Source organism: Pseudomonas fluorescens (assembly GCF_900636825.1).
Lineage (GTDB): Bacteria > Pseudomonadota > Gammaproteobacteria > Pseudomonadales > Pseudomonadaceae > Aquipseudomonas > Aquipseudomonas fluorescens_BG.
In genome coordinates this window covers 5,131,810-5,152,828 of record NZ_LR134318.1, presented here as the reverse complement: position 1 = coordinate 5,152,828, position 21,019 = coordinate 5,131,810, and the positions used below count along the sequence as shown (strand labels likewise).

Below are 21,019 nucleotides of genomic sequence, written 5' to 3'. Positions count from 1 at the left end.
CCGTCCGCACCGGCATGAGCAAATCAGATTCCCGTGGGAGCCGTATTGATCAGGGAGCGGCGGGCAGGAGGAAGCGGGCGATCACCGGCAGATGGTCGGAGATGCGCAGGGTATCGTCCTGTCGCACCCGCGCTTGCAGCCTTTTGATCTTCGGGCTGTGGAACAGATAGTCGACCGTGCGATCCGGACCATTGAGGCCGGGATCGTTGGGGTAGTGGGTCAGCCACTGCGCGCGGTCGATGCCGCTGGCCTCGTTGTTGGTCGGGATCATCGGGTATTTGTCCCACAGCAGATGCAGCTCGCTGTCGGCGGCATAGGGCGTACGCCGTTCGGCCGGCAAACGCCGATATTGGCCCAGCGGCAGCAGATTGAAGTCACCGCCGATCAACCACGGCAGGCCCTGGCTTTCGTATTTATCGAGGACCTTGGCGACCGCAGCCACCTGCGCCTGCAAGGTCTCATCCGGTTGGCGCGGGCGCTGCAGATGAGTGTTGAACACGGTGAGTTGACCGCCGTCGCTGAGCGGCAGTTTGGTCGCTAGCAACGCGTCTTTGCGCTGGAACTGACGAGTGATGATGTTGCCGGGCGCCGCCGGCAGCTGCAGACGTTCAGCGTGTTCGATGCGGTAGCGGCTGAGCGTCGCCAGTTGCTGGCCGACACTGCCGAAAATATGCGGATCGGGGACGAACTCGGCTTTCCAGTCGAACGCGCTGGCGCTGCACGGATAAAGATCGGCGACCCGTTCCTGCAACAATTTGAGCTGGTTCTGGTAGTCGCTGGCCTTGGCGCCGTCGTCCAGTTCCTGCAATAGCACCACATCGGGCTGCTCATCGCGGATCACCCGCGCCACTTCGTCGAGGCTGAAGGCCATGTCTTCCGCCGTTGGTGCCTCGTCTTCACCCTGGGCCAGGTCATTCCAGAACACATACCGTTTGCCGGCGAGATATTGCACGTTCCAGGTCATGACTTTCAGCGCCTGACCCGGCATCAGCGTCGGCGGCGTGCCGGTGCAACTGACCGGCAAGGTTTCGCGCGCGTCGGGGCGCCAGGTCAGGCTGTAGATCAACACGCCGATCAGGGCGATGGCGAGCAGCAAAAGCACAACGGTGTAGCGCAGTAGGCGGGTCATGGCTCGACTTATAGCGTTACAAAAAGTGGCTCCGAGCATACCTGACGGCAGACGCGAAGCCCAAGCGCTGCCGTGTCAGACCGCTCTGTCACGTTTGTCAGGCGATTCGCTGATGAGCATGAAAAGCCGGAACAGGACCACACTGGTGAACAGTTGCAGGAAGCTGTGAGCGCTGTCGATCAACACGGCGATCACCGGGTTCTGCGGCTCTGGATACGCCGCCAGCGTCGCGCCTTTGAGCAGCCATAACGGCGTCATCACACACAAAATGCACAGCAGGATCCGCCAGAAATGCCCGCGGGTCAGCCGCAGGCTTTCCTTCATCGCCTGCAAAGGCCCGAGGCCACGCAGTACCAGCAGGTATTCGCCGAACGCGAGCATCACCATCAGCATTAGACCGGGCAGGAAATACAGCGACAGACCGAGCAGGATCAGTAGCGTATTGAGCGCGGTCAGCAAGGCGAAACGCGGCCACAGCCGCGCCGACATTGCCAGCAGATCAAGGGTTCGCGGCGCCTCGCCACGGGTGCGGGCGTCAAGAAACAGGATCAGCGCGGCGGTATATAGCGGATACACCAGCAGGCCGACGATCACGCTGACGGAGGAAAAACTGTCCGGATCGCTGTTCTGATCGACCAGTTGCAGCAGCACGGCTTCGAAGATCACCAGAGGCAGGCACAACTGCACGATGCTGACCAAATGGCGTTTGAAAAAATACAGAGAGTCGCGCAGCACTTCGAAGGCATTCATCAGTTGGTATCGCAGTTTGAAAACAGTGGCTCACTTTAACCGATGACGCTGGCCCCGACACAAACGTAAACATTCGGTAAAGGTCGTTGAAACATCCTGTCACCGTCTCCATTACACGAGAGCACCTTGTCCACTGTGGGCGAGGGCAATGTTTTTCCCCGGCAATCTACGAGGTCGCCATGAACAGCGAAGAGCAAACCCTGATCGACGGACTGTTTTCCCGGCTGCAACAGGCCGAAACGGAGGCAGCCCCGCGCGACGCGCAGGCCGAGACGCGGATCAAGGAACACCTGGCACGCCAACCGGCGGCGGGTTATTTCATGACCCAGGCGATTCTGGTGCAAGAGGCCGCGCTCAAAAGCCTCGACGAACAGAACAAGCAACTGACCCAGCAAGTCCAGCGCCTGCAGGCCGAATTGCAAGCGGCCAAGGCGCAAAGCGGCGCACCCGCAGCGAGCGGTGGCGGTGGTTTTCTGTCGAGCATCTTTGGTGGTGGCAGCTCGCGCCCGGCATCGAGCCAGAGCGCGGCGCCGGCATCCACCGGCGGCTGGCGTGAACCGGCACCGCAGCAGAACTTCAACGCGCCCGCGCCGCAGCAGAACTTTGGTGCTGCGCCGCCCAACTATGCGCAGCAAGCGGCCCCGGCGGCGGGCAACAGCTTCCTGGGTGGCGCGCTGAAAACCGCCGCAGGTGTGGCCGGTGGCGTGATGCTGGCGCAGGGCATCGGCAGCCTGTTCCATCACAACCAGCAGCCGGAAGAAATCGTCGAGGTGATCAAAGAAGAACCGGCGCAAGTTGCAGACCAGAGCAACAACGGCTGGGGCGATGAGCATCTTGCCGGCAACGACACTTATGGCAACGATCAAGGCGGATTTACCGACACCGACTATAGCAGTGAGAACTCATCGTTCTTCGATGACGACGACTCCTTCGTCTGACCAATGGTCAGCATCGACGTTATGGCGAGGGCGCCTGCTCCCTCGCCATACTGCTTTTTACTGGCATACTGAGCGTCTTTTTCGGGCCTGATCGCCTGATCCCGCTTCGTGCGCTTGCGCGCTCACAGGAACTCCGGTGAAAAAAATCGCAGTGTTCGCCGATGTGCAGAACCTCTACTACACCGTGCGTCAGGCCTATGGTTGCCACTTCAATTACGCAGCGTTGTGGGCGGACATCAGCAAGGAGGGGCAGATCGTCGAGGCCTATGCCTACGCGATCGACCGTGGCGACAGCAAGCAGCAGCAGTTCCAGCAGATCCTGCGCAATCTCGGGTTCACGGTGAAGCTCAAGCCCTATATCCAACGCAGTGACGGCTCGGCCAAGGGCGATTGGGATGTGGGTATCACACTGGATATCATGGACGCCGCCGATCACGTCGACGAAATTGTCCTGGCCTCTGGCGACGGTGATTTCGACATGCTGCTCGAACGCATCATCAGCAAACACGGCGTACAAGCGGTCGCTTATGGAGTGCCCGGCCTCACCGCCAATTCGCTGATTCGCGCTGCCAGCCGTTATGTGCCGATTGAAGGCGCGCTGCTACTGAAGAATTAAGCTGAACAATTGATTTGTACGGAGTTGAACCGGTTTGGAACGCATTGCAGTCATCGACTTTGAAACCACCGGCCTGTCGCCGAACAGCAGTTGCCGCGCCACGGAAATCGCCGTGGTGATGCTGGAAAACGGCCGCATCGTCGAACGTTACCAAAGCCTGATGAACGCCGGCGTGCGCGTCCCCGCGTTCATCGAGCAACTGACCGGCATCAGCAACGCCATGCTGCGCACCGCGCCGCCGGCCGAGCGGGTGATGGAAGAGGTCAACGAATTCGTCGGCTGCACGCCATTGCTCGCGCATAACGCCTCGTTCGACCAGAAGTTCTGGGATTTCGAACTGGGCCGGATCAAACGTACACGTCTGCAGAACTTTGCCTGTTCGCTACTGCTGGCGCGACGGCTGATGCCAGCGGCGCCGAATCACAAGCTCGGCACGCTCACATCCTTTGCACGCCTGCCGCACACCGGCCAGGCTCACCGGGCCATGGCCGATGCCGAGATGGCGGCCAACCTGATGGCGCATCTGGCGGATGAGCTGCGGGGTAAGCATGGGGTGCGCGAGTTGAATCACGACCTGCTGTGCAAGTTGCAGAAAGTCCCCGCCGCCAAAGTGGGTGAGCATTTGCAGCGTTATCGCTGATCTGTGGCAAAACAATGAACCTTGGTGGGAGTGAGCCTGCTCGCGATCATGGAGTACCAGTCGATGGATATATTGGCTGACACACCGCAATCGCCAGCAGGGCTGGCTCCCACATTTGTTCAAGGCTGATTTTCAAAAGTGTACCGGCGCGATAAACAGGTTTTGTAACTTATTTTTGCGTGACAGCCTTTCTAGAATAAGCCGTCCACAGAAATCTGACTGTCGAGCTGCCCATGCCTGCCTTGCGCCGTTTTTCCCTGCCGTTGATCGCCGCGTTTTTTGCGTTGTACGTGATTTGGGGATCTACCTATCTGGTGATTCGCATCGGTGTGGAGTATTGGCCGCCGCTGTTGCTGGCCGGAGTTCGCTTTGTCATTGCTGGCAGCCTGATGTACGCCTGGCTGCGCTGGCGCGGGGCTCCGGCGCCGACCTGGGCGCAGTGGAAAGCGGCGGGGCTGGTCGGCATTCTGCTGCTCAGTTTTGGGAATGGCGCGGTCAGCTTGGCCGAGCACACCGGCGTAGCCTCGGGTGTCGCTGCGCTGGCGGTGGCGACGGTGCCACTGTTCACCTTGTTGTTCGGCTATTTCTGGGGCGCGCGTAATACCCGTCTCGAATGGGCCGGTGTCGCGCTGGGGATTATCGGCATCGCCATGCTGAACATGGGTTCCAACCTGCAATCGAGCCCGCTCGGTGCGATGTTGCTGATTTTCGCGGCGGCGAGCTGGGCGTTCGGCTCGGTGTGGAGCAAATACCTGCCATTGCCGGCGGGAGCGATGGCCAGCGCGCTAGAAATGCTTGTTGGCGGCGTGGTCTTGCTGCTCGGCAGTGCGCTGAGCGGCGAGCACCTGCAAGCGATGCCGCCGCTCGAAGGGTGGCTGGCGCTGGCCTATCTGATTTTCTTTGGCTCGATCATCGCCTTCAATTCCTATATGTATCTGCTCAAGCATGTGCGCCCGGCGGCGGCGACCAGCTATGCCTACGTCAATCCCGCGGTGGCGGTGCTGCTGGGCGTGGTGTTTGTCGGCGAGACCATCGGCATCGAAGAAGCACTGGCGATGCTGGTGATCATCAGCGCCGTGCTGCTGATCAGCCTGCCGCAGTGGCGCCGGCCGGCGCAGCTTCCGGTCGAAGAGGCGAAAGCCGTTCCCACGGAAGCGCGTACGAATTAGGGTAAACTGCGCGGCATTGCATCCCCGCGTCATTTTTTCCTACGGTACTCCCATGACTTTCGCCACCCTTGGCCTGATCGAACCCTTGCTGCGCTCCCTCGAGACGCTCGGCTACCAGACCCCGACGCCGGTTCAGGCGCAAGCCATTCCGGCGGTGCTGGCCGGTCGCGACCTGATGGCAGCGGCCCAGACCGGCACCGGCAAGACCGCTGGTTTCGCCTTGCCGCTGTTGCAGTTGCTGGCCATGGAAGGGCCGAAAGTCAGCGCCAACTCGGCGCGTGCGCTGATTCTGGTGCCGACTCGCGAACTGGCCGAGCAGGTCCACGAAGCCGTGCGCCAGTACGCGGAAAACCTGCCGCTGCGCACTTATGCGGTGTACGGCGGTGTCAGCATCAACCCGCAGATGATGAAGCTGCGCGGCGGCGTCGATGTGCTTGTTGCCACGCCCGGTCGTTTGATCGACCTGTTCCGCCAGAACGCGCTGAAACTCAATCAGCTGCAAACGCTGGTGCTGGATGAAGCCGATCGCATGCTCGACCTGGGCTTCTCCGAAGAACTGGCGAACATTTACCGCATGCTGCCGAAAAAGCGCCAGACGCTGTTGTTTTCCGCGACCTTTTCCGATGACATTCGCCTGCTTGCCGGGCAGATGCTCAATGATCCTTTGAGCGTCGAAGTCAGCCCGCGCAACGTCGCTGCCAACACCGTCAAGCAATGGATCGTCACGGTGGACAAGAAGCGCAAGGCCGAACTGTTCGTGCACCTGATGCGCAAGAACAAGTGGAAGCAAGTGCTGGTATTCGCCAAGACCCGCAACGGTGTCGATGCGCTGGTTGAAAAACTTCAGGGCCTGGGTGTGAATGCCGATGGCATTCATGGCGACAAGCCACAAGCGACCCGTCAGCGTGCGCTGGATCGTTTCAAACTCAGCGAAGTGCAGATTCTGGTGGCGACCGACGTTGCCGCCCGTGGTCTGGATATCGAAGACCTGCCGCTGGTAGTCAATTTCGATTTGCCGATCGTCGCCGAGGATTACATTCACCGCATCGGCCGGACCGGGCGCGCGGGCGCCACCGGCGAGGCGATTTCGCTGGTGTGTGCCGATGAGGTGAACATGCTGTCGGCCATCGAGATGCTCACGCGCCAGACGCTGAAGCGCGAGAATGAGCCGGACTTCGAGCCTGAACACCGAGTGCCGGACACCGATGCCAGCGGTCAGGTGATCAAGAAGCCGAAGAAACCGAAGAAGCCGAAAACCTCGGGCGGTGGCGGCAAGCGCAATCTCGGCAAGTGGGTGGACAGCGGCGAAACACAGGCGCCGGAGCCATCGATCAAGCCAGTGCGCAAAGTCCCGGTGTTCAACACGGGGCCGCGTAAACGCAAACCTTGATTTGATGTGGCGTCTGTAATGGCGCCTTCGCGAGCAGGCTCGCTCCCACATTGGGAATGCGTTTCCCCGTAGGAGCTGCGGAACGCTGCGATCTTTTGATTTTTTTTGAAGATCAAAAGATCGCAGCCTCGTCCGCTCCTACAGGGTTTTGTGTTTGAGCCATTGCAGCATCCCCAACCCCGCCGCCCGGCCGCTGGCGAAACATCCGGTCAGCAAATAGCCGCCCGTCGGCGCTTCCCAATCAAGCATTTCTCCCGCGCAGAAAACCCCGGGCAGCGCCTTGAGCATCAAACGCTCATCCATCGCTTCGAACCTCACGCCGCCGGCGCTGCTGATCGCCTCATCCAGTGGCCGGGTTTTCACCAGAGTCAACGGCAGCGCTTTGATCGCTCGGGCCAGCAGTGCCGGATCGGCAAATGTCTCGGCATCGGTCAGCTCGCGTAATAACGCCGCTTTAACGCCATCAATGCCCACCTGACTGTGCAGATGCTTGGCCATCGAACGCGAGCCGCGTGGTTTGCTCAGTGCCGCCTGCAACTTATCCACAGGTCGGCCGGGCAGGAGATCAATGTGAACGACCGCGGCACCGTATCGATTGATCGCCTCGCGAATCGGCGCTGACAGTGCATAGATCAGACTGCCTTCGATTCCTGTTGCAGTAATGATGCACTCACCCAAACGTGGAACATCGTCGTTCAAACCGATGGCGATGTTTTTCAGCGGCGCACCGGCAAATTTGCTCACCATCAATTCGCTCCAGCCTTGCACCTCGAAGCCGCAATTGCTCGGCTGCAGTGGCGCCAGATCCACGCCGCGCTGCTCCAGCGGCAACATCCACGCACCATCCGAGCCCAGGCGCGACCAACTGCCGCCGCCGAGGGCGAGCAATGTGGCGTCGGGGCTGACGGTTATTTCCCCTTCCGGGCTGGCGATGCGTAGAGCGCCGTGTGCATCCCAGCCGAGCCAGCGATGGCGGGTGTGGATAACCACGCCGCTGTCGCGCAATCGCTTGAGCCATGCGCGCAACAGCGGGGCGGCTTTCATGTCGGTGGGGAACACGCGGCCGGAACTGCCGATGAAGGTCTCGATGCCGAGTTCGTGAATCCATTGGCACAACGCATCGGCATCGAACGCACGCAGGAGCGGGGCGATTTGCGGGGCGCGTTCAGCGTAACGAGAGAGAAACGCCGGGTAGGCTTCGGAATGGGTGATGTTCATGCCGCCGACCCCGGCCAGCAAAAACTTGCGGCCTACAGAGGGCATGCCGTCGTAAAGATCGACGCGGATTCCGGCCTGGCTCAGCACTTCAGCGGCCATCAGGCCGGCAGGGCCTGCGCCGATGATGGCGACGTGGGTGTTGGCGGGAGCGGAATTCTGGGTCATGGGCATGCGCTGCGGTATGGCGGGACAAGCCGCGCATTCTAACAGCCGAGCCCTTGGTAGGAGCTGCCGAAGGCTGCGATCTTTGCCGTGGATTTTACCGCAAGATCAAAAGATCGTAGCCTTCGGCGGCTCCTACGGTTTATCCAGAGGCAGTTCCACTGGAATTGTGGATAACGCAGCATGTTTCAGTGACAGCCGTGTGAATCCCACACCCGCTGCGCGCTGTGATGAAGAATGCCGTGGCGGCGGGCGAGGGCGTGACGGTCCTTGCTGTAGCCGCCGCCAATCACCCCGACCACCGGAATATCGCGGCCCACACAGTGGCGCATGACCCGTTCATCGCGCGCGGCGACGCCTTCGTCGGTCAATTGCAGATAACCGAGGGCGTCGTCCTTGTGCACGTCGACACCGGCGTCGTACAGCACCAGATCCGGTTGATACAGCGGCAGCAGATAATTGAGTGTGTCATCGACCACCTGCAAATAACCGACATCGCCCATGCCCTTCGGCAGCGGGATGTCCCAGTCACTTTGCGCCTTGCGTGCGGGAAAATTTTTCTCGCAGTGCAGGGAAACGGTAATGGCCTCCGGCGTGTCATGCAGAATCCGCGCGGTGCCGTCGCCCTGATGCACGTCACAATCGAAGATCAGCACGCGATTCACGCGGCCGCTTTGCAGCAGGTATTGGCTGATGATCGCCAGGTCATTGAAGATGCAGAACCCCGCCGGATAATCGTAATGCGCATGGTGCGTGCCACCGGCCAAGTGACAGGCCAAGCCGTGTTCGAGGGCTTTCTCGGCTGCCAGAATCGAACCGCCGACCGCGCGCACCGTGCGTCGCGCCAGTGCCTCATTCCATGGCAGACCAAGACGCCGCTGGTCTTCGCGCGACAACTCGCCGCTCATGTAGCGTTCGATATAGCGGCGGTCATGAGCGAGGGCGAGGATATCGTTGGGGCAGATCTCGGGTCGCAGCAGATCGGCATCGCGGGTCAGGCCGCTGTCAATGAGGTGATCGCGCAGCAGACGAAACTTGTCCATCGGGAAGCGGTGATCCGCTGGAAATTCGGGGCTGTAGTCTTCGTGGTAGATCAGCGGTAAGGGCATGGCGAATTCAGGCAGGAACTGTCGGAAAGAATCGACGATCCTACCAGCGATGTAGACTGGCGGCATGGAAATGGAGGGGCACGATGGAGCCGATACTGGAACTGCAAAGCGCACGGTTGCTGATGCGTCAGTGGCAGGACGAAGATTTGCCGGCATTTGCGGCGATGTGCGCCGATCCGCAGGTGATGCGCTACTTTCCGGCGACCTTGAGCCGTTTGGAAAGCGCGTCGGTGATCGGTCGCGTGCGCGGGCATTTCGCCGAGCACGGTTTTGGTTTGTGGGCGCTGGAGCGCAAGGACACCGGCGAATTCATCGGGTTTACCGGGCTCGGCGTGGTCGGCTTCGATGCGCCGTTCACCCCGGCGGTGGAAATCGGCTGGCGTCTGGCCCGCGAACATTGGGGCTTTGGCTACGCCAGTGAAGCGGCGTGGACGGCTCTGCGTTGCGGCTTTGATCAGTTGGCGTTGCAGGAAATCGTCTCGTTTACTGCGCAATCCAATTTGCCTTCGGAAAAAGTCATGCAGGCAATCGGCATGCATCACGATCCGGCAGATGATTTCGATCATCCCAGACTTGCCGTCGATCACCCGCTGAGAAGACATGTGCTGTACCGCATCAGCCGCGAACAATGGTTGCAAACCTTGCATGGATAAGCCGGCACGGACGTTTACAATGGCCGCCATCGTATTGGCCCGTGCCAAAAACAGAATCGTGCGCCGCAGCCAGACTGCGCGGCACAGCTTTATGTGAGGAAAGTCTGAATGAGCCAAGTGTTGGAAGATCTGGTCGACCTGCTGACCCTGGAACCAATTGAAGAAAACCTGTTCCGCGGCCGCAGCCAGGATCTGGGTTTCCGTCAGTTGTTCGGCGGTCAGGTGCTTGGCCAGTCGCTGTCGGCGGCCAGTCAGACGGTGGAAGAGGCGCGTCATGTGCATTCCATGCACGGTTATTTCCTGCGGCCGGGTGACGCGAAGTTGCCGGTGGTGTACTCGGTTGACCGGGTGCGCGATGGCGGCAGTTTCAGCACCCGCCGCGTCACGGCGATCCAGAAGGGTCATCCGATTTTCACCTGCAGCGCTTCGTTCCAGTACGACGAAGCAGGCTTTGAACATCAGAGCCAGATGCCAGTGGTGGTCGGCCCGGAAAATCTGCCATCGGAACTGGAATTGACGCAGCAACGTGCGCATCTGATTCCGGAACACATGCGCGAAAAACTGCTGTGCCCGAAACCGATCGAAGTACGCCCGGTTACCGAAAAAGATCCGTACAACCCGCAACCTGCCGATCCGGTGAAATACGTTTGGTTCCGCGCTGACGGTGCGTTGGCCGATATACCGGCCTTGCACAAATACTTGCTGGCCTACGCGTCCGACTTCGGCCTGCTGACCACTTCGATGCTGCCTCACGGCAAATCGGTCTGGCAGAAAGACATGCAGGTCGCCAGCCTCGATCACGCGTTGTGGTTCCACAATGATCTGCGCGCCGATGACTGGTTGCTCTACGCGATGGACAGCCCGTGGGCCGGCAATTCGCGGGGCTTCTCCCGCGGCAGCGTGTACAACCGCGCCGGGCAACTGGTTGCCTCGGTGACCCAGGAAGGTTTGATTCGCCATCGCAAGGATTGGGCATGAGCCTCAAGGATGTGCGGCACTGGGTATTCGACATGGACGGCACGCTGACTGTCGCCGTGCATGATTTTGCGGCGATTCGCGTGGCGCTGGCGATTCCGCCGGAGGACGACATTCTCACCCATCTCGCTGCGTTGCCGGCGGATGAAGCGGCGGCCAAACATGCCTGGCTGCTGGAGCATGAGCGAGATCTGGCGCTGGGTTCCACGCCGGCCAGTGGAGCGGTGGAACTGGTGCGCAATCTGCACGCGCGCGGTTATCGCCTCGGCATCCTGACCCGCAACGCGCGGGAATTGGCGCATGTCACGCTGGAGGCGATTGGCCTGGCTGACTGCTTTGCGGTCGAGGACATACTGGGTCGCGATGAAGCACCGCCCAAACCGCATCCGGGCGGCTTGCTCAAACTGGCAGAAGCCTGGCAGGTATCCGCCAGTGACATGGTGATGGTCGGCGACTACCGCTTTGATCTGGATTGCGGGCGAGCGGCGGGGGCGCGGACGGTGCTGGTGAATCTGCCGGACAACCCGTGGCCGGAGTTGACCGATTGGCACGCGCGCGATTGTGTCGAATTACGGCGGATACTCTCGGATTAACAGCAAAAGATCGCAGCCTGCGGCAGCTCCTACCATAGTCCTGTGTAGGAGCTGCCGCAGGCTGCGATCTTTTGCTTGTGTCTAATAAAACAAAACCTTTTGGCCCTCTGCCGAGGTCAGCATCCCGTCGCCTTCATGCCCAACCCCGGGCACTTCCACCAGCCGCTGATTCACCCCTTCCGGATGCCGGCGCAGTAAATAGCCGAAGTAAAACTTCCCACGCTCCAGGCGATACGCGCCTTGAGCCTCGGCTTCACAGCCTTTATCGAGCGCCGGATGCTGCGGATCAATGTCCTGCTGGCCGAGCAGATAAATCACCTCGCGCTTAACGTAACTGCTCTCAAGCTGCAACGGTGTCTGCCCCCCGGCGTACACCGGCAGATCGGCCATGCCGTATTTCCAGCGATTGAATCCCACACATTTGGCGTGATCGAACGCCACGGGCCGTTGTTCATTGAAATAGGCGTATGACGACGGATTCGCCACCACGTAGCGCAGGCGAATGCCATTGGCTTTCAGCGCCGGCTGATCCTTGGCGAGCAGGGCGTAACGCTGCACCACCTGACCGCCGCCGGAATGGCCGAACATTACGATCTGCTTCACGTCCGGAAACTGTTTGCGATCACTGATCCGCGCGACGATCTCATCGAGCGCGGCGTAGGAACTCAACGGATTCGGCCCTGTGGATAAGCCGCCGCCCATCCACTCGTCGCCTTGCCAGCGCAGCACCGTGGCGGGGAGCGAGTACAGCGCGACATCGCTTTCATTGAGGAACTGCGGCGCAATCACCAGGGTGTGCGCGCTTTGTCCGGCTAATTCGGCGGCGCTCTCGGCGCTTTTGCGATAGGTTTCCGAGTTGCGCAACCGGCCATGAACGACGATCAGCACGCGCTCGATTTTTTCTGGCGCGGGGCCAATACCCACCGCCATTTCCCCGGCCTTGAGTTGCAAACGACCGGGGCTGATCGCATCGACACCTGCGGCGTGCGCGGTGCTGCCAACGATCAGTAACGCCAAAAGCCATTTATGCATTTACAGATTTTTCGCCGCGAAGGTGTCGCACTGGCCGACCTGGCCCTGCGCGAATCCGGTTTTGAACCAGCGCACCCTTTGCGCCGACGTACCGTGGGTAAACGAGTCCGGAACGACCCGGCCCTGACCCTGTTGTTGCAGGCGATCATCACCGATGGCGTTGGCTGCGTTCAAGGCCTCTTCAATATCACCCGGTTCCAGCCAGTTCAGACGCTTTTGCGCGCTATAGGCCCAGACGCCGGCCAGGCAGTCGGCCTGCAATTCCTGGCGCACCAGCAAGCCACCGTCACCTTCCATCTGCCGACCCTGCTGGCGGGCTGCCTGGATTTTCGCCGAGACGCCGAGCAGCGTCTGTACGTGGTGGCCGACTTCGTGCGCAATCACGTAAGCCTGGGCGAAGTCGCCGGCCGCTCTGAAGCGCTGGGCCATTTCCTGAAAGAACGCCATGTCGAGATAGACTTTCTGGTCCGCCGGGCAATAGAACGGGCCGGTTGCCGAGGTCGCCAGACCGCAGGCGGAATTGACCCGGTTGCTGAACAGCACCAGCGTCGGGTCTTTATATTGACGCCCGGCCTGCTGGAAAATTGCGCCCCAGGTGTCTTCGGTGTCGCCCAGGATAGAGCGAACGAATTCCGCCTGCTCATCGTTCGCGGGCGGCGCCTGACGGGTTTGCGAGGTCGGTGCCGATTGTTCCATTTGCCCGGTGAGCTGGCCGAGGATCTGCATCGGGTCCTGCCCGGTGATCCAGCCGATGCCGACGATCAACAGGATCGCGCCCAGGCTCAATCCCTTGCCACCGCCGAAGCGCATGCCGCCGCCACCGGCGTCATCACCACGTGCATCGACGACGTTGTCACTGCGTCGGCCTTTTTTCCATAGCATGTGGGAATCCTCGTTTTTACCGGTTAGGAGCAGCGTGGTGATGAGTGTTGCTGGTGCGGGGATGCGGCGCCAGTCCGGTCGTCAGACACTTGCATGGGCGTGACAGTTCGATCACCGGGCGGGCATTGAACCACGCGGTTGCCCCGGACTATAGCGCTGCGTCGCCAATGGGTTCGGCAGTTGTCTTGCGGCAGACACGGCTGTGGATCTTTAAGGCAGTTCCAGATTTTGCTTTGCAAAGGATGTCTTCTAGAATCGCTGAAACCTTTCTGGAATGCGTCCATGGCCGGCAGTCAAATCGAACGGGTTTTCAGCGTGCTGGAAACCCTCACCAGTGATCCGCGCGGGCTGCCGCTGCAGACCCTGGCCGAACAACTGCAGATCCCGAAAAGCGCGACCCATCGCCTGCTCGCCGAGCTTGTGCGGCTGGGTTACGTGCGCCAGAACCCGGAGACCTTGCGCTATCACTTGTCGACCAAACTGGTCGCGATGGGCTTTCAGTATTTGTCGAGCAGCGGCGCGGATATCGTGCAGCCGGTGCTTGATCGGCTGGCTGAGGAAACCGGCGAGCTGGTGCGCCTGGGCGTGATCGATGGCGACCGCCAGACCTGGATCGCCAAGGCGCAGGGCGCGCGCACCGGTCTGCGTTATGACCCCGACATGGGCCGCGATGCGCCGCTGTTCTACACCGCCTCCGGGCATGCGTGGCTGGCGTGCATGAGCGACGCCGAAGCGTTGTCTCTGGTCGAGCGTCAGGCGGCGGAAGTGCCGGTGGGCATCGGGCCCAATGCGCCGCGCACCAATATCGAACTGCTTGAACGCCTGCGCCTCGCGCGTGAACAAGGTTATGCCTGTGTCGAAGAAAGCTCGGCGGTGGGAACGTCGGCGATCGCCGCAGTGGTAAAACATCCTGCCGATGGCCGGGTGATCGGGGTACTCAGTATTGCCGGGCCGAGTGCGCGAATGCCGGGGGCGCGCCTGCATGAGCTGGCGCCATTGTTGCTTGAGTTCGCCGACGAATTATCAGCGGCAAGTCTGGCTTCCGAGCTATTCATCTGATTCACCCCAATCCACTGTAGGAGCTGCCGAAGGCTGCGATCTTTAGATCTTGCTTCTAATAAGAATCAAAAGATCGCAGCCTTCGGCAGCTCCTACAGGATTTTTGTTGTCGATAAAATGGGCGGTGTTCGCACGGTTTTGTTATGCAGGGCTTTTATGATTCTGGAACCGGGTTCTAAATTATTGCCGGAGAGTCCATTCTAAAGCACACCCGGATCGAGGCTTGCCCGCGACGATTTTTGTTCTTTTTTGGCAACACAAGGAAATCCGATGACCGTCAGCACTCCGCTCTCCGGTGTCAATCAACCCTTCAAGGGGATCTTGCTGATTGTCGTGGCAACCTTCCTGTTCTCCAGTCACGACGCACTGTCGAAATATCTCTCTGGTTTTTATCCGATCATGATGGTGGTTTGGGCGCGTTATGTGGTGCACACGCTGCTGATGGCGGGGATTTTCCTGCCGAAATCGGGCTTGCGCGTCCTGCGGACCAAGCGGCCGTTGTGGCAGTTGGCCCGCGCGCTTTGCCTGCTCGGCACCAGCTTGTTTTTCACCACGGCGCTGCTGTACATCCCGTTGGCAGAAGCCACGGCGGTCAACTTTCTTGCGCCGGTGCTGGTGACGGCATTGTCGGTGCCGCTGCTCAAGGAGCGGGTGACACGTGGCCAATGGATCGCGGTGATCTGCGGCTTCATCGGCGTGCTGATCATCGTCCACCCGGGCGGGGAGTTGTTTACCCCGGCAGTTTTGTTGCCATTTTGTTCCGCGCTGTTTTTCTGTTTCTACCAGTTGCTGACGCGCAAGCTGGCGAACGTCGACAGCCCGACCACCAGTAATTTTTTCGCCGGGTTGTGCAATACGCTGGTGATGAGTGCGCTGGTGCCGTTCTTCTGGCAGGTGCCGACGCTGACTCACGTCGGGCTGATGCTCGCGCTGGGCAGTTGCGGGATGACCGCCCACCTGTTTCTGACCCAGGCTTTTCGCCATGCCGCACCAGCGCTGTTGGCGCCGTTCGGCTATTGCCAGATTGTTTTTGCGGGGTTGTTGGGCTGGTTGCTGTTTAATCACACGCCGAGCCTGTTGACCATCATCGGCATCGCAGTGATCTGTTGCAGCGGTCTGGCGGCAGCGTGGCAGCAGAGCCGCCGCTGAGGTCACGTTTCGTCTGGTGACAAATGACCAGGACGTGGTCAGCAAACGGCCCAGGTTAAAGTGCTTGTGCCCCGAAGGTGTCGCAGGCGTTGGATGCGCCTGCGTTGAAGGCCTTCATGAACCATCTGCTGCGCTGTTCTCCGGTGCCGTGGGTCGCGTCATTACCCAAGAGTCGAGCGGCTTTTACTGCTTCCCCAAGATCAGTGGGCTCCAGCCATTTGATATGAGCTTCTGCATTGCGCGCCCAGACTCCGGCAAAGCAATCGGCCTGCAGCTCCTTACGCACCCGTATCCCATTCCTGCCCTTGACGTCTTGTCCTGATTGCTCTGCGTCGTCAACCTCTTTGGTCGTACCGAGCAGATTCTGAACATGGTGGCCGACTTCATGGGCGATGACAAAGGCTTGGGCAAAATCGCTAGGCTCTGAAGACGTGCCACCCTGTTTTCCTATACTCCCAAGTCGCGACAGATTTATATAGATTGTCTGATTCGGCGGGCAATATGCCAAGTCGTTGGTGGTGCCACAAGGCGTGGAAGTTGGCTCATCAATCAGGATTAACTTGGGGGGGATATATTCCAGGTTATTAAATTCGAAGGTTTTGCTCCACGTCGCTTCCGTGCTGCCAAGTATTTGCTGAACGAAAATCCGGTGCGGGTCTTTCATTTTCAACGATTCAAGCGCAGCGGCGTGTTCTTGAACTGCCTCAATGGTTTGTTGTTCGTTGGGTTGCTTGTCGTTCCATTTAACACCCAGCGCGGCAAGCAGCGACAGCGTCAGCCCGCCGGCCAGAGCGGCGCCGGTCGCATTGTAGACACCTTTGTTTTTTCGCTCGTCGCTAACGTTATCGCTCGGTTTGGCTTTATTCCATAACATGAGTGTTGCTCCTTTGAGTAATTGGCGAAGTCGCCATATATATGAATAACTCAAAGGTGATGGCGCTGGCGTACTAATGTGTAAGTGCAAGTTGTTGAGGTGCGGCGTGATAGTTGTCTAATGGTTAGGTACAAACTTTTTTTGATAGACGCGTTGATGTCTATAGTTTGTTGATTCGTGGATTTATAAAGTCGGGGAACGCATGTGGGAACTGGCGTGTTGGCAGTTCCCACATACGGTTGTGGGGGCAGATTATTCAGTAACAGTCGGAATCTTGCGCGGAGCCATGAAGTACATCCAGGTCAGCGCGAGGAAATACATCGCCGGAATCAGGGTGAACAACACGGTGTAGTTGTTGTTGGTGACGGTCAGGATATGGCCGACGATCTGGGTCATGAACATCCCGCCGATCGCCGCGCACATACCGCCGAAACCGAACACCGTGCTCATCATGTGTTTGGGCGTGTAATCCATCACCAGGCTCCAGATGTTCGCGGTCCACGCCTGATGCGCACCGATGGCCAGGGAAATTGCAGCAACGGCGACCCACAGATTGGCCGAGCCAGCAGCCATGACCACGCCGATGATGCAGCAGGCGAACAGGAACATCGACAGCAGCCGCGCCTTGATCGAATTCATCCCGCGACCGATCAGGAACGAAGACAGAATCCCGCCACCGACACTGCCGAAGTCAGCCGTGACGTAGATGATGATCAGCGGGATACCCATCTGAGTGACATTGATGCCCAGGTTGTATTGCTGATTGAGGAACGGCGGCAGCCAGTACAGGTAGAACCAGAACACCGGCGCGGTCAGCGAGTAGGCGAGGGCAAAGGCCCAGGTGCCGCGCATCCGCAGGATTTTCGAGAACGGCACGCGGGCCTGTTCCGGTTCGACTTCCTGCTGGATGTAGTCGAGCTCCGATTGTTTGACGGTCGGGTGGTCTTCCGGGTTGAAATACTTCAAGCCCCAGAACAGCAGCCAGATCCCGCCCAGCGCCGACATGCACAGGAACGCTGCCTGCCATCCCCACACGTGCAGCACCAGCGGCAGCAGCATTGGCGTGAACATGGCGCCGACGTTGGTGCCGGCGTTGAAGATGCCGGTGGCGACCGCGCGTTCACCGGCCGGGAACCACAGGCGCGTGGTTTTCACGCAGGCCGGGTAATTCGCCGCTTCGGTCAGGCCGAGGATGAACCGGCAAGCCATGAAACCGACCGCCGATGTCGCCAGACCGTGGGCGCCGGTGGCCAGGCTCCACAGCAGCACGGCGCAGAAGAACACGCGTTTGACGCCGACCCGGTCGATCAAGCGTCCTTGCAGGACGAAACCGATCGCGTAGCCGACCTGAAACCAGAAATTGATGTTGGCGTAATCCATCGCCGTCCAGCTCATTTCCTTGGCGAGGATGGGCTGCATGACGCCGAGGGCGGCGCGGTCGATGTAGTTCAGGGTTGTGGCGAAAAACACCAGCGCCAGCATGCCCCAACGGGTCTTGCCAACAGCCATGGCGCCGCGGATCTTGGCGCCGATGCCACCCGTGGCAGTGCTCATGGCCGGAGCCATGCGGGAAGTCTGTGAAGGAATCATGTGTTCCACCCGTTTTTGGATTTGTTATTTGGTGTGCTTTTTTTATTGCACGCTGCGACCGGTGGTTCAGATCCGGACTCAATGTGCGGTCGATGTTGGGCAGTGGACGAAAAATCGTCAATTCGCCAAACCGCCATTGTGTTCGATAATCGCACGCAAAACTAACCGGGTAGTACACTTTAAATTGCTGCCGCGTTCGATGCAGCCAATAATTTCCTCACTATAAAAACCCATCCCGTGTAGGAGCTGCCGCAGGCTGCGATCTTTGTTTTTCAAGATCAAGAGATCGCAGCCTTCGGCAGCTCCTACACTAAAGCGGCGCAGTCCGGGAGTTCATCATGCAGCGTTCCATCGCCACCGTTTCCTTGAGCGGCACCCTGCCGGAAAAGCTCGAAGCCATTGCCGCCGCCGGGTTCGACGGGGTGGAGATTTTCGAAAATGACCTCCTGTACTACGACGGCAGCCCGCGAGAAATTAAACAGATGTGCGCCGATCTCGGGATCGCCATCACCCTGTTCCAGCCGTTCCGCGATTTCGAAGGCTGCCGCCGTGATCGCCTCGCGCGCAATCTTGAGCGCGCCGAGCGCAAGTTCGATCTGATGCAGGAACTGGGCACCGACCTGGTGCTGGTCTGCAGCAACGCTTCGGCGGACAGCGTCGGCGATCAACAAATTCTAGTCGATGATCTGCGCCTGCTGGCCGAACGCGCCGGTGCGCGCGGCTTGCGCATTGGCTACGAAGCGCTGGCGTGGGGCCGGCACGTGAACACTTATCAACAGGTCTGGGACATCGTGCGCCAGGCTGATCATCCGAGCCTGGGCGTGCTGCTCGACAGCTTTCATACCCTGTCATTGAAAGGCGATCCCCGTGCGATCGCTGAGATTCCCGGCGACAAGATCTTCTTCGTGCAAATGGCCGACGCGCCGATTCTGCAGATGGATGTGCTGGAGTGGAGTCGGCACTTCCGCTGCTTCCCGGGGCAGGGCGAGTTCGATTTGCCGGGCTTCCTCGCACCGATCATCCAGAGCGGTTATACCGGGCCGCTGTCGCTGGAGATCTTTAACGACGGTTTCCGCGCCGCGCCACCCCGGGCGAATGCGGCTGACGGTTTGCGTTCGCTGCTGTATCTGGAGGAAAAGACGCGCCAGCGTCTGGAGCAGGAAACCCAGCCTGTGGCCAATCGCGAAATCCTCTTCGAAACACCGAAGGCCAGCGAATACAACGGCGTTGAATTTCTCGAGTTTGCCGTTGATGAAAGTCTCGGTGCCAAACTCTCGAACTGGCTGGAGCGACTAGGCTTCGTCAAGGCTGGGCAGCATCGTTCCAAGAGCGTGAGCTTGCTGCGTCAGGGTGATATCAACCTGATCCTCAATTCCGAACCGTATTCATTTGCGCACAGTTTTTTCGAGGCTCACGGCCCGTCGCTGTGCGCCACGGCTGTGCGGGTCAAGGACAGTGCCAGCGCGCTGGCCCGCGCAGTTGCTTATAAAGGTCAACCGTATCGCGGATTGGTCGGACCCAACGAACTGGAACTGGCAGCCGTGCGCGCACCCGACGGCAGCCTGATTTATCTGGTCGATGAGCAGGCCGATGTCTACGGCACCGATTTCAATCTGCTGGCGGATGCGCCGGCCCGTGGCGGCCTCAAACGCATCGACCACATGGCCATGGCGCTGCCGGCCGACAGCCTCGACAGTTGGGTGCTGTTCTATAAAAGCCTGCTGGATTTCGAGGCCGATGACGAAGTGGTGCTGCCTGACCCATACGGTCTGGTGAAGAGTCGCGCACTGCGCAGCCGCGACAGTTCGATCCGCCTGCCGCTGAATATCTCCGAGAACCGCAACACCGCGATTTCCCATGCGTTGTCGAGTTATCGTGGCTCGGGAGTGCATCACATCGCCTTCGATTGTGATGACATATTCGCCGAAGTCAGTCGCGCCAAGGAGGCCGGCGTACCGCTGCTGGACATTCCGCTCAACTATTACGACGACCTTGCCGCGCGTTTCGATTTTGACGATGAGTTCCTCAGCGAATTGGCGTATTACAACGTGCTCTACGACCGTGATGCGCAGGGTGGCGAGCTGTTTCACGTGTACACCGAGCCGTTCGAAGGGCGGTTCTTCTTCGAGATCATCCAGCGCAAGAACGGCTATGCCGGTTACGGCGCGGCCAACGTGGCGGTGCGTTTGGCTGCGATGGCCAAATCACGCAGCGGCGCAGTGCGCCAGGCGAAGTTGTAGGAAATTCGTAAACGCGCGATTAAACACGGGCTGAGCAGCTTCCTTCACTGTGCTGCGCGGCCCATAATCGCCGCCTGTGCAGTGATGGCCGTGAGCCCGCAATGACGATGAATTCAGAACTTCCTGCAGCGACTGAAGTTTCCGCCGCTGAGCCGCGCAAGAGTCGCAAGAACAACCCGGAAAAAACCCGCGAGAACATCTTGCAGGAGGCGATCGTAGAGTTCGTCCAGCAAGGTCTGTCGGGTGCGCGCGTCGACGCGATCGCTGAGCGCATCCACACGTCCAAGCGCATGATCTATTACTACTTCGGCAGCAAGGAGCAGTTGTACGTCGAGGTGCTGGAGAAGCTCTACGGTGATATTCGCAACACCGAGAATCGTCTGCATCTGGCCGAACTGACGCCGGTGGTGGCGATTCGGCGGCTGGTCGAATTCACGTTCGATCACCACGATCGCAACGTCGATTTCGTGCGCATCGTCTGTATCGAAAACATCCATAACGCCGAATTCGTCAAGCGTTCCGATGCAATCAAGGCGATGAACAACACCATCCTCGATTCACTTGGCGAGATCTTGCGTCGTGGTGCTGAAGAAGGTGTGTTCCGTTCGGGGCTTGATGCGCTGGACGTGCATTTGTTGATCAGCTCGTTCTGCTTCTACCGCGTGTCGAACCGGCACACATTCGGCGAGATTTTCCAGATCGATCTGCCGGACGAAAGCATCAAGGAACGGCATCGCGAGATGATTTGCGAGTCAGTGTTGCGTTACCTGCAGGCCTGACATTCCAAAGATCGCAGCCTTCGGCAGCTCCTGCACAGCTCTCTTGTAGGAGCTGCCGCAGGCTGCGATCTT

20 protein-coding genes are annotated in these 21,019 nt (G+C 59.6%); 12 read left to right on the top strand and 8 right to left on the bottom strand.

From position 1 onward, the window contains the following. Positions 1 to 49: 49 nt before the first annotated feature. Together EL257_RS23490 and EL257_RS23485 are read right to left on the bottom strand one after the other, a co-directional pair. The gene (locus EL257_RS23490) at positions 50 to 1,129 is read right to left on the bottom strand and encodes an endonuclease/exonuclease/phosphatase family protein (RefSeq protein WP_126366624.1); all 1,080 of its coding nucleotides are present in this window, start codon (positions 1,127 to 1,129) and stop codon (positions 50 to 52) included. 75 nt (positions 1,130 to 1,204) lie between these two features. Beyond that, positions 1,205 to 1,879 (bottom strand): YciC family protein, encoded by a 675-nt coding sequence (locus EL257_RS23485; RefSeq protein WP_126366622.1) that lies wholly within the window; start codon positions 1,877 to 1,879, stop codon positions 1,205 to 1,207. 179 nt (positions 1,880 to 2,058) lie between these two features. Between EL257_RS23485 and EL257_RS23480 the strand changes: the two genes are divergently transcribed. The 5 genes from EL257_RS23480 to EL257_RS23460 all read left to right on the top strand — a co-directional run bounded on the left by EL257_RS23480 (position 2,059) and on the right by EL257_RS23460 (position 6,632). Next, positions 2,059 to 2,817: a DUF2076 domain-containing protein gene (locus EL257_RS23480; RefSeq protein WP_126366621.1), complete on the top strand. Its 759-nt coding sequence runs from the start codon at positions 2,059 to 2,061 to the stop codon at positions 2,815 to 2,817. Positions 2,818 to 2,953: 136 nt separating this feature from the next. Further along, complete coding sequence (locus EL257_RS23475; RefSeq protein WP_126366619.1) at positions 2,954 to 3,433, top strand: NYN domain-containing protein; 480 nt, start codon at positions 2,954 to 2,956, stop codon at positions 3,431 to 3,433. A 34-nt stretch (positions 3,434 to 3,467) separates the two neighbouring features. Beyond that, on the top strand, positions 3,468 to 4,073 hold the full coding sequence (locus EL257_RS23470) for a PolC-type DNA polymerase III (RefSeq protein WP_126366617.1): 606 nt from the start codon (positions 3,468 to 3,470) through the stop codon (positions 4,071 to 4,073). 233 nt (positions 4,074 to 4,306) lie between these two features. Further along, positions 4,307 to 5,242 carry a drug/metabolite exporter YedA gene (gene yedA / locus EL257_RS23465; protein WP_126366615.1) on the top strand — a complete coding sequence of 312 codons (936 nt, stop codon included), beginning with the start codon at positions 4,307 to 4,309 and terminating at the stop codon, positions 5,240 to 5,242. Positions 5,243 to 5,294: 52 nt separating this feature from the next. Beyond that, positions 5,295 to 6,632, top strand: coding sequence for a DEAD/DEAH box helicase (locus tag EL257_RS23460; RefSeq protein WP_126366613.1), 1,338 nt, complete (start codon positions 5,295 to 5,297; stop codon positions 6,630 to 6,632). A gap of 138 nt (positions 6,633 to 6,770) precedes the next feature. Here the strand turns inward: EL257_RS23460 and EL257_RS23455 are convergent, their stop codons facing one another. Both EL257_RS23455 and EL257_RS23450 read right to left on the bottom strand, forming a co-directional pair. Next, positions 6,771 to 8,015 (bottom strand): TIGR03862 family flavoprotein, encoded by a 1,245-nt coding sequence (locus EL257_RS23455; RefSeq protein ID WP_126366611.1) that lies wholly within the window; start codon positions 8,013 to 8,015, stop codon positions 6,771 to 6,773. Positions 8,016 to 8,200: 185 nt separating this feature from the next. Beyond that, a complete protein-coding gene (locus EL257_RS23450; protein ID WP_126366609.1) occupies positions 8,201 to 9,121 on the bottom strand; it encodes a histone deacetylase in 921 nt (306 codons plus the stop codon). An 83-nt stretch (positions 9,122 to 9,204) separates the two neighbouring features. On the opposite strand from EL257_RS23450, the gene EL257_RS23445 reads away from it, so the two are divergent. From EL257_RS23445 to EL257_RS23435, 3 genes are all read left to right on the top strand, one after another. Next, positions 9,205 to 9,774, top strand: a complete 570-nt coding sequence (locus tag EL257_RS23445; protein WP_126366607.1) for a GNAT family N-acetyltransferase — start codon at positions 9,205 to 9,207, stop codon at positions 9,772 to 9,774. Between the two features lie 108 nt (positions 9,775 to 9,882). Next, the gene (tesB, locus tag EL257_RS23440) at positions 9,883 to 10,752 is read left to right on the top strand and encodes an acyl-CoA thioesterase II (protein ID WP_003228466.1); all 870 of its coding nucleotides are present in this window, start codon (positions 9,883 to 9,885) and stop codon (positions 10,750 to 10,752) included. Further along, the gene (locus tag EL257_RS23435) at positions 10,749 to 11,342 is read left to right on the top strand and encodes an HAD family hydrolase (RefSeq protein ID WP_126366605.1); all 594 of its coding nucleotides are present in this window, start codon (positions 10,749 to 10,751) and stop codon (positions 11,340 to 11,342) included. The genes tesB and EL257_RS23435 overlap by 4 nt, the downstream gene beginning before the upstream one ends. Positions 11,343 to 11,423: 81 nt before the next feature. On the opposite strand, the gene EL257_RS23430 is transcribed toward EL257_RS23435, so the two are convergent. Next, entirely contained in the window at positions 11,424 to 12,374 is a 951-nt protein-coding gene (locus EL257_RS23430; protein WP_126366603.1) for an alpha/beta hydrolase, read from the bottom strand. After that, a complete protein-coding gene (locus EL257_RS23425) occupies positions 12,375 to 13,256 on the bottom strand; it encodes a neutral zinc metallopeptidase (RefSeq protein WP_126366601.1) in 882 nt (293 codons plus the stop codon). Between the two features lie 282 nt (positions 13,257 to 13,538). Between EL257_RS23425 and EL257_RS23420 the strand changes: the two genes are divergently transcribed. Continuing rightward, on the top strand, positions 13,539 to 14,315 hold the full coding sequence (locus EL257_RS23420; protein ID WP_126366599.1) for an IclR family transcriptional regulator: 777 nt from the start codon (positions 13,539 to 13,541) through the stop codon (positions 14,313 to 14,315). Between the two features lie 270 nt (positions 14,316 to 14,585). Beyond that, positions 14,586 to 15,464 (top strand): DMT family transporter, encoded by an 879-nt coding sequence (locus EL257_RS23410; protein ID WP_126366597.1) that lies wholly within the window; start codon positions 14,586 to 14,588, stop codon positions 15,462 to 15,464. Positions 15,465 to 15,519: 55 nt separating this feature from the next. Here the strand turns inward: EL257_RS23410 and EL257_RS23405 are convergent, their stop codons facing one another. Further along, positions 15,520 to 16,338 carry a neutral zinc metallopeptidase gene (locus tag EL257_RS23405; RefSeq protein WP_126366595.1) on the bottom strand — a complete coding sequence of 273 codons (819 nt, stop codon included), beginning with the start codon at positions 16,336 to 16,338 and terminating at the stop codon, positions 15,520 to 15,522. A gap of 252 nt (positions 16,339 to 16,590) precedes the next feature. Then, complete coding sequence (locus tag EL257_RS23400; RefSeq protein WP_126366592.1) at positions 16,591 to 17,928, bottom strand: MFS transporter; 1,338 nt, start codon at positions 17,926 to 17,928, stop codon at positions 16,591 to 16,593. Positions 17,929 to 18,266: 338 nt separating this feature from the next. Between EL257_RS23400 and quiC the strand changes: the two genes are divergently transcribed. Together quiC and EL257_RS23390 are read left to right on the top strand one after the other, a co-directional pair. Then, positions 18,267 to 20,168 carry a 3-dehydroshikimate dehydratase QuiC gene (gene quiC, locus EL257_RS23395; RefSeq protein WP_126366590.1) on the top strand — a complete coding sequence of 634 codons (1,902 nt, stop codon included), beginning with the start codon at positions 18,267 to 18,269 and terminating at the stop codon, positions 20,166 to 20,168. A 101-nt stretch (positions 20,169 to 20,269) separates the two neighbouring features. Then, the gene (locus EL257_RS23390) at positions 20,270 to 20,947 is read left to right on the top strand and encodes a TetR family transcriptional regulator (RefSeq protein WP_126366588.1); all 678 of its coding nucleotides are present in this window, start codon (positions 20,270 to 20,272) and stop codon (positions 20,945 to 20,947) included. Positions 20,948 to 21,019 lie beyond the last annotated feature (72 nt).

Excerpts from the sequence above, each read along its gene's own strand:
- EL257_RS23490 (WP_126366624.1), bottom strand. The coding sequence starts at position 1,129 with ATGACCCGCCTACTGCGCTACACCGTTGTGCTTTTGCTGCTCGCCATC.
- EL257_RS23485 (WP_126366622.1), bottom strand. The coding sequence starts at position 1,879 with ATGAATGCCTTCGAAGTGCTGCGCGACTCTCTGTATTTTTTCAAACGC.
- EL257_RS23480 (WP_126366621.1), top strand. The coding sequence starts at position 2,059 with ATGAACAGCGAAGAGCAAACCCTGATCGACGGACTGTTTTCCCGGCTG.
- yedA (WP_126366615.1), top strand. The coding sequence starts at position 4,307 with ATGCCTGCCTTGCGCCGTTTTTCCCTGCCGTTGATCGCCGCGTTTTTT.
- EL257_RS23460 (WP_126366613.1), top strand. The coding sequence starts at position 5,295 with ATGACTTTCGCCACCCTTGGCCTGATCGAACCCTTGCTGCGCTCCCTC.
- EL257_RS23455 (WP_126366611.1), bottom strand. The coding sequence starts at position 8,015 with ATGACCCAGAATTCCGCTCCCGCCAACACCCACGTCGCCATCATCGGC.
- EL257_RS23450 (WP_126366609.1), bottom strand. The coding sequence starts at position 9,121 with ATGCCCTTACCGCTGATCTACCACGAAGACTACAGCCCCGAATTTCCA.
- EL257_RS23445 (WP_126366607.1), top strand. The coding sequence starts at position 9,205 with ATGGAGCCGATACTGGAACTGCAAAGCGCACGGTTGCTGATGCGTCAG.
- tesB (WP_003228466.1), top strand. The coding sequence starts at position 9,883 with ATGAGCCAAGTGTTGGAAGATCTGGTCGACCTGCTGACCCTGGAACCA.
- EL257_RS23435 (WP_126366605.1), top strand. The coding sequence starts at position 10,749 with ATGAGCCTCAAGGATGTGCGGCACTGGGTATTCGACATGGACGGCACG.
- EL257_RS23430 (WP_126366603.1), bottom strand. The coding sequence starts at position 12,374 with ATGCATAAATGGCTTTTGGCGTTACTGATCGTTGGCAGCACCGCGCAC.
- EL257_RS23425 (WP_126366601.1), bottom strand. The coding sequence starts at position 13,256 with ATGCTATGGAAAAAAGGCCGACGCAGTGACAACGTCGTCGATGCACGT.
- EL257_RS23420 (WP_126366599.1), top strand. The coding sequence starts at position 13,539 with ATGGCCGGCAGTCAAATCGAACGGGTTTTCAGCGTGCTGGAAACCCTC.
- EL257_RS23410 (WP_126366597.1), top strand. The coding sequence starts at position 14,586 with ATGACCGTCAGCACTCCGCTCTCCGGTGTCAATCAACCCTTCAAGGGG.
- EL257_RS23405 (WP_126366595.1), bottom strand. The coding sequence starts at position 16,338 with ATGTTATGGAATAAAGCCAAACCGAGCGATAACGTTAGCGACGAGCGA.
- EL257_RS23400 (WP_126366592.1), bottom strand. The coding sequence starts at position 17,928 with ATGATTCCTTCACAGACTTCCCGCATGGCTCCGGCCATGAGCACTGCC.
- quiC (WP_126366590.1), top strand. The coding sequence starts at position 18,267 with ATGCAGCGTTCCATCGCCACCGTTTCCTTGAGCGGCACCCTGCCGGAA.
- EL257_RS23390 (WP_126366588.1), top strand. The coding sequence starts at position 20,270 with ATGACGATGAATTCAGAACTTCCTGCAGCGACTGAAGTTTCCGCCGCT.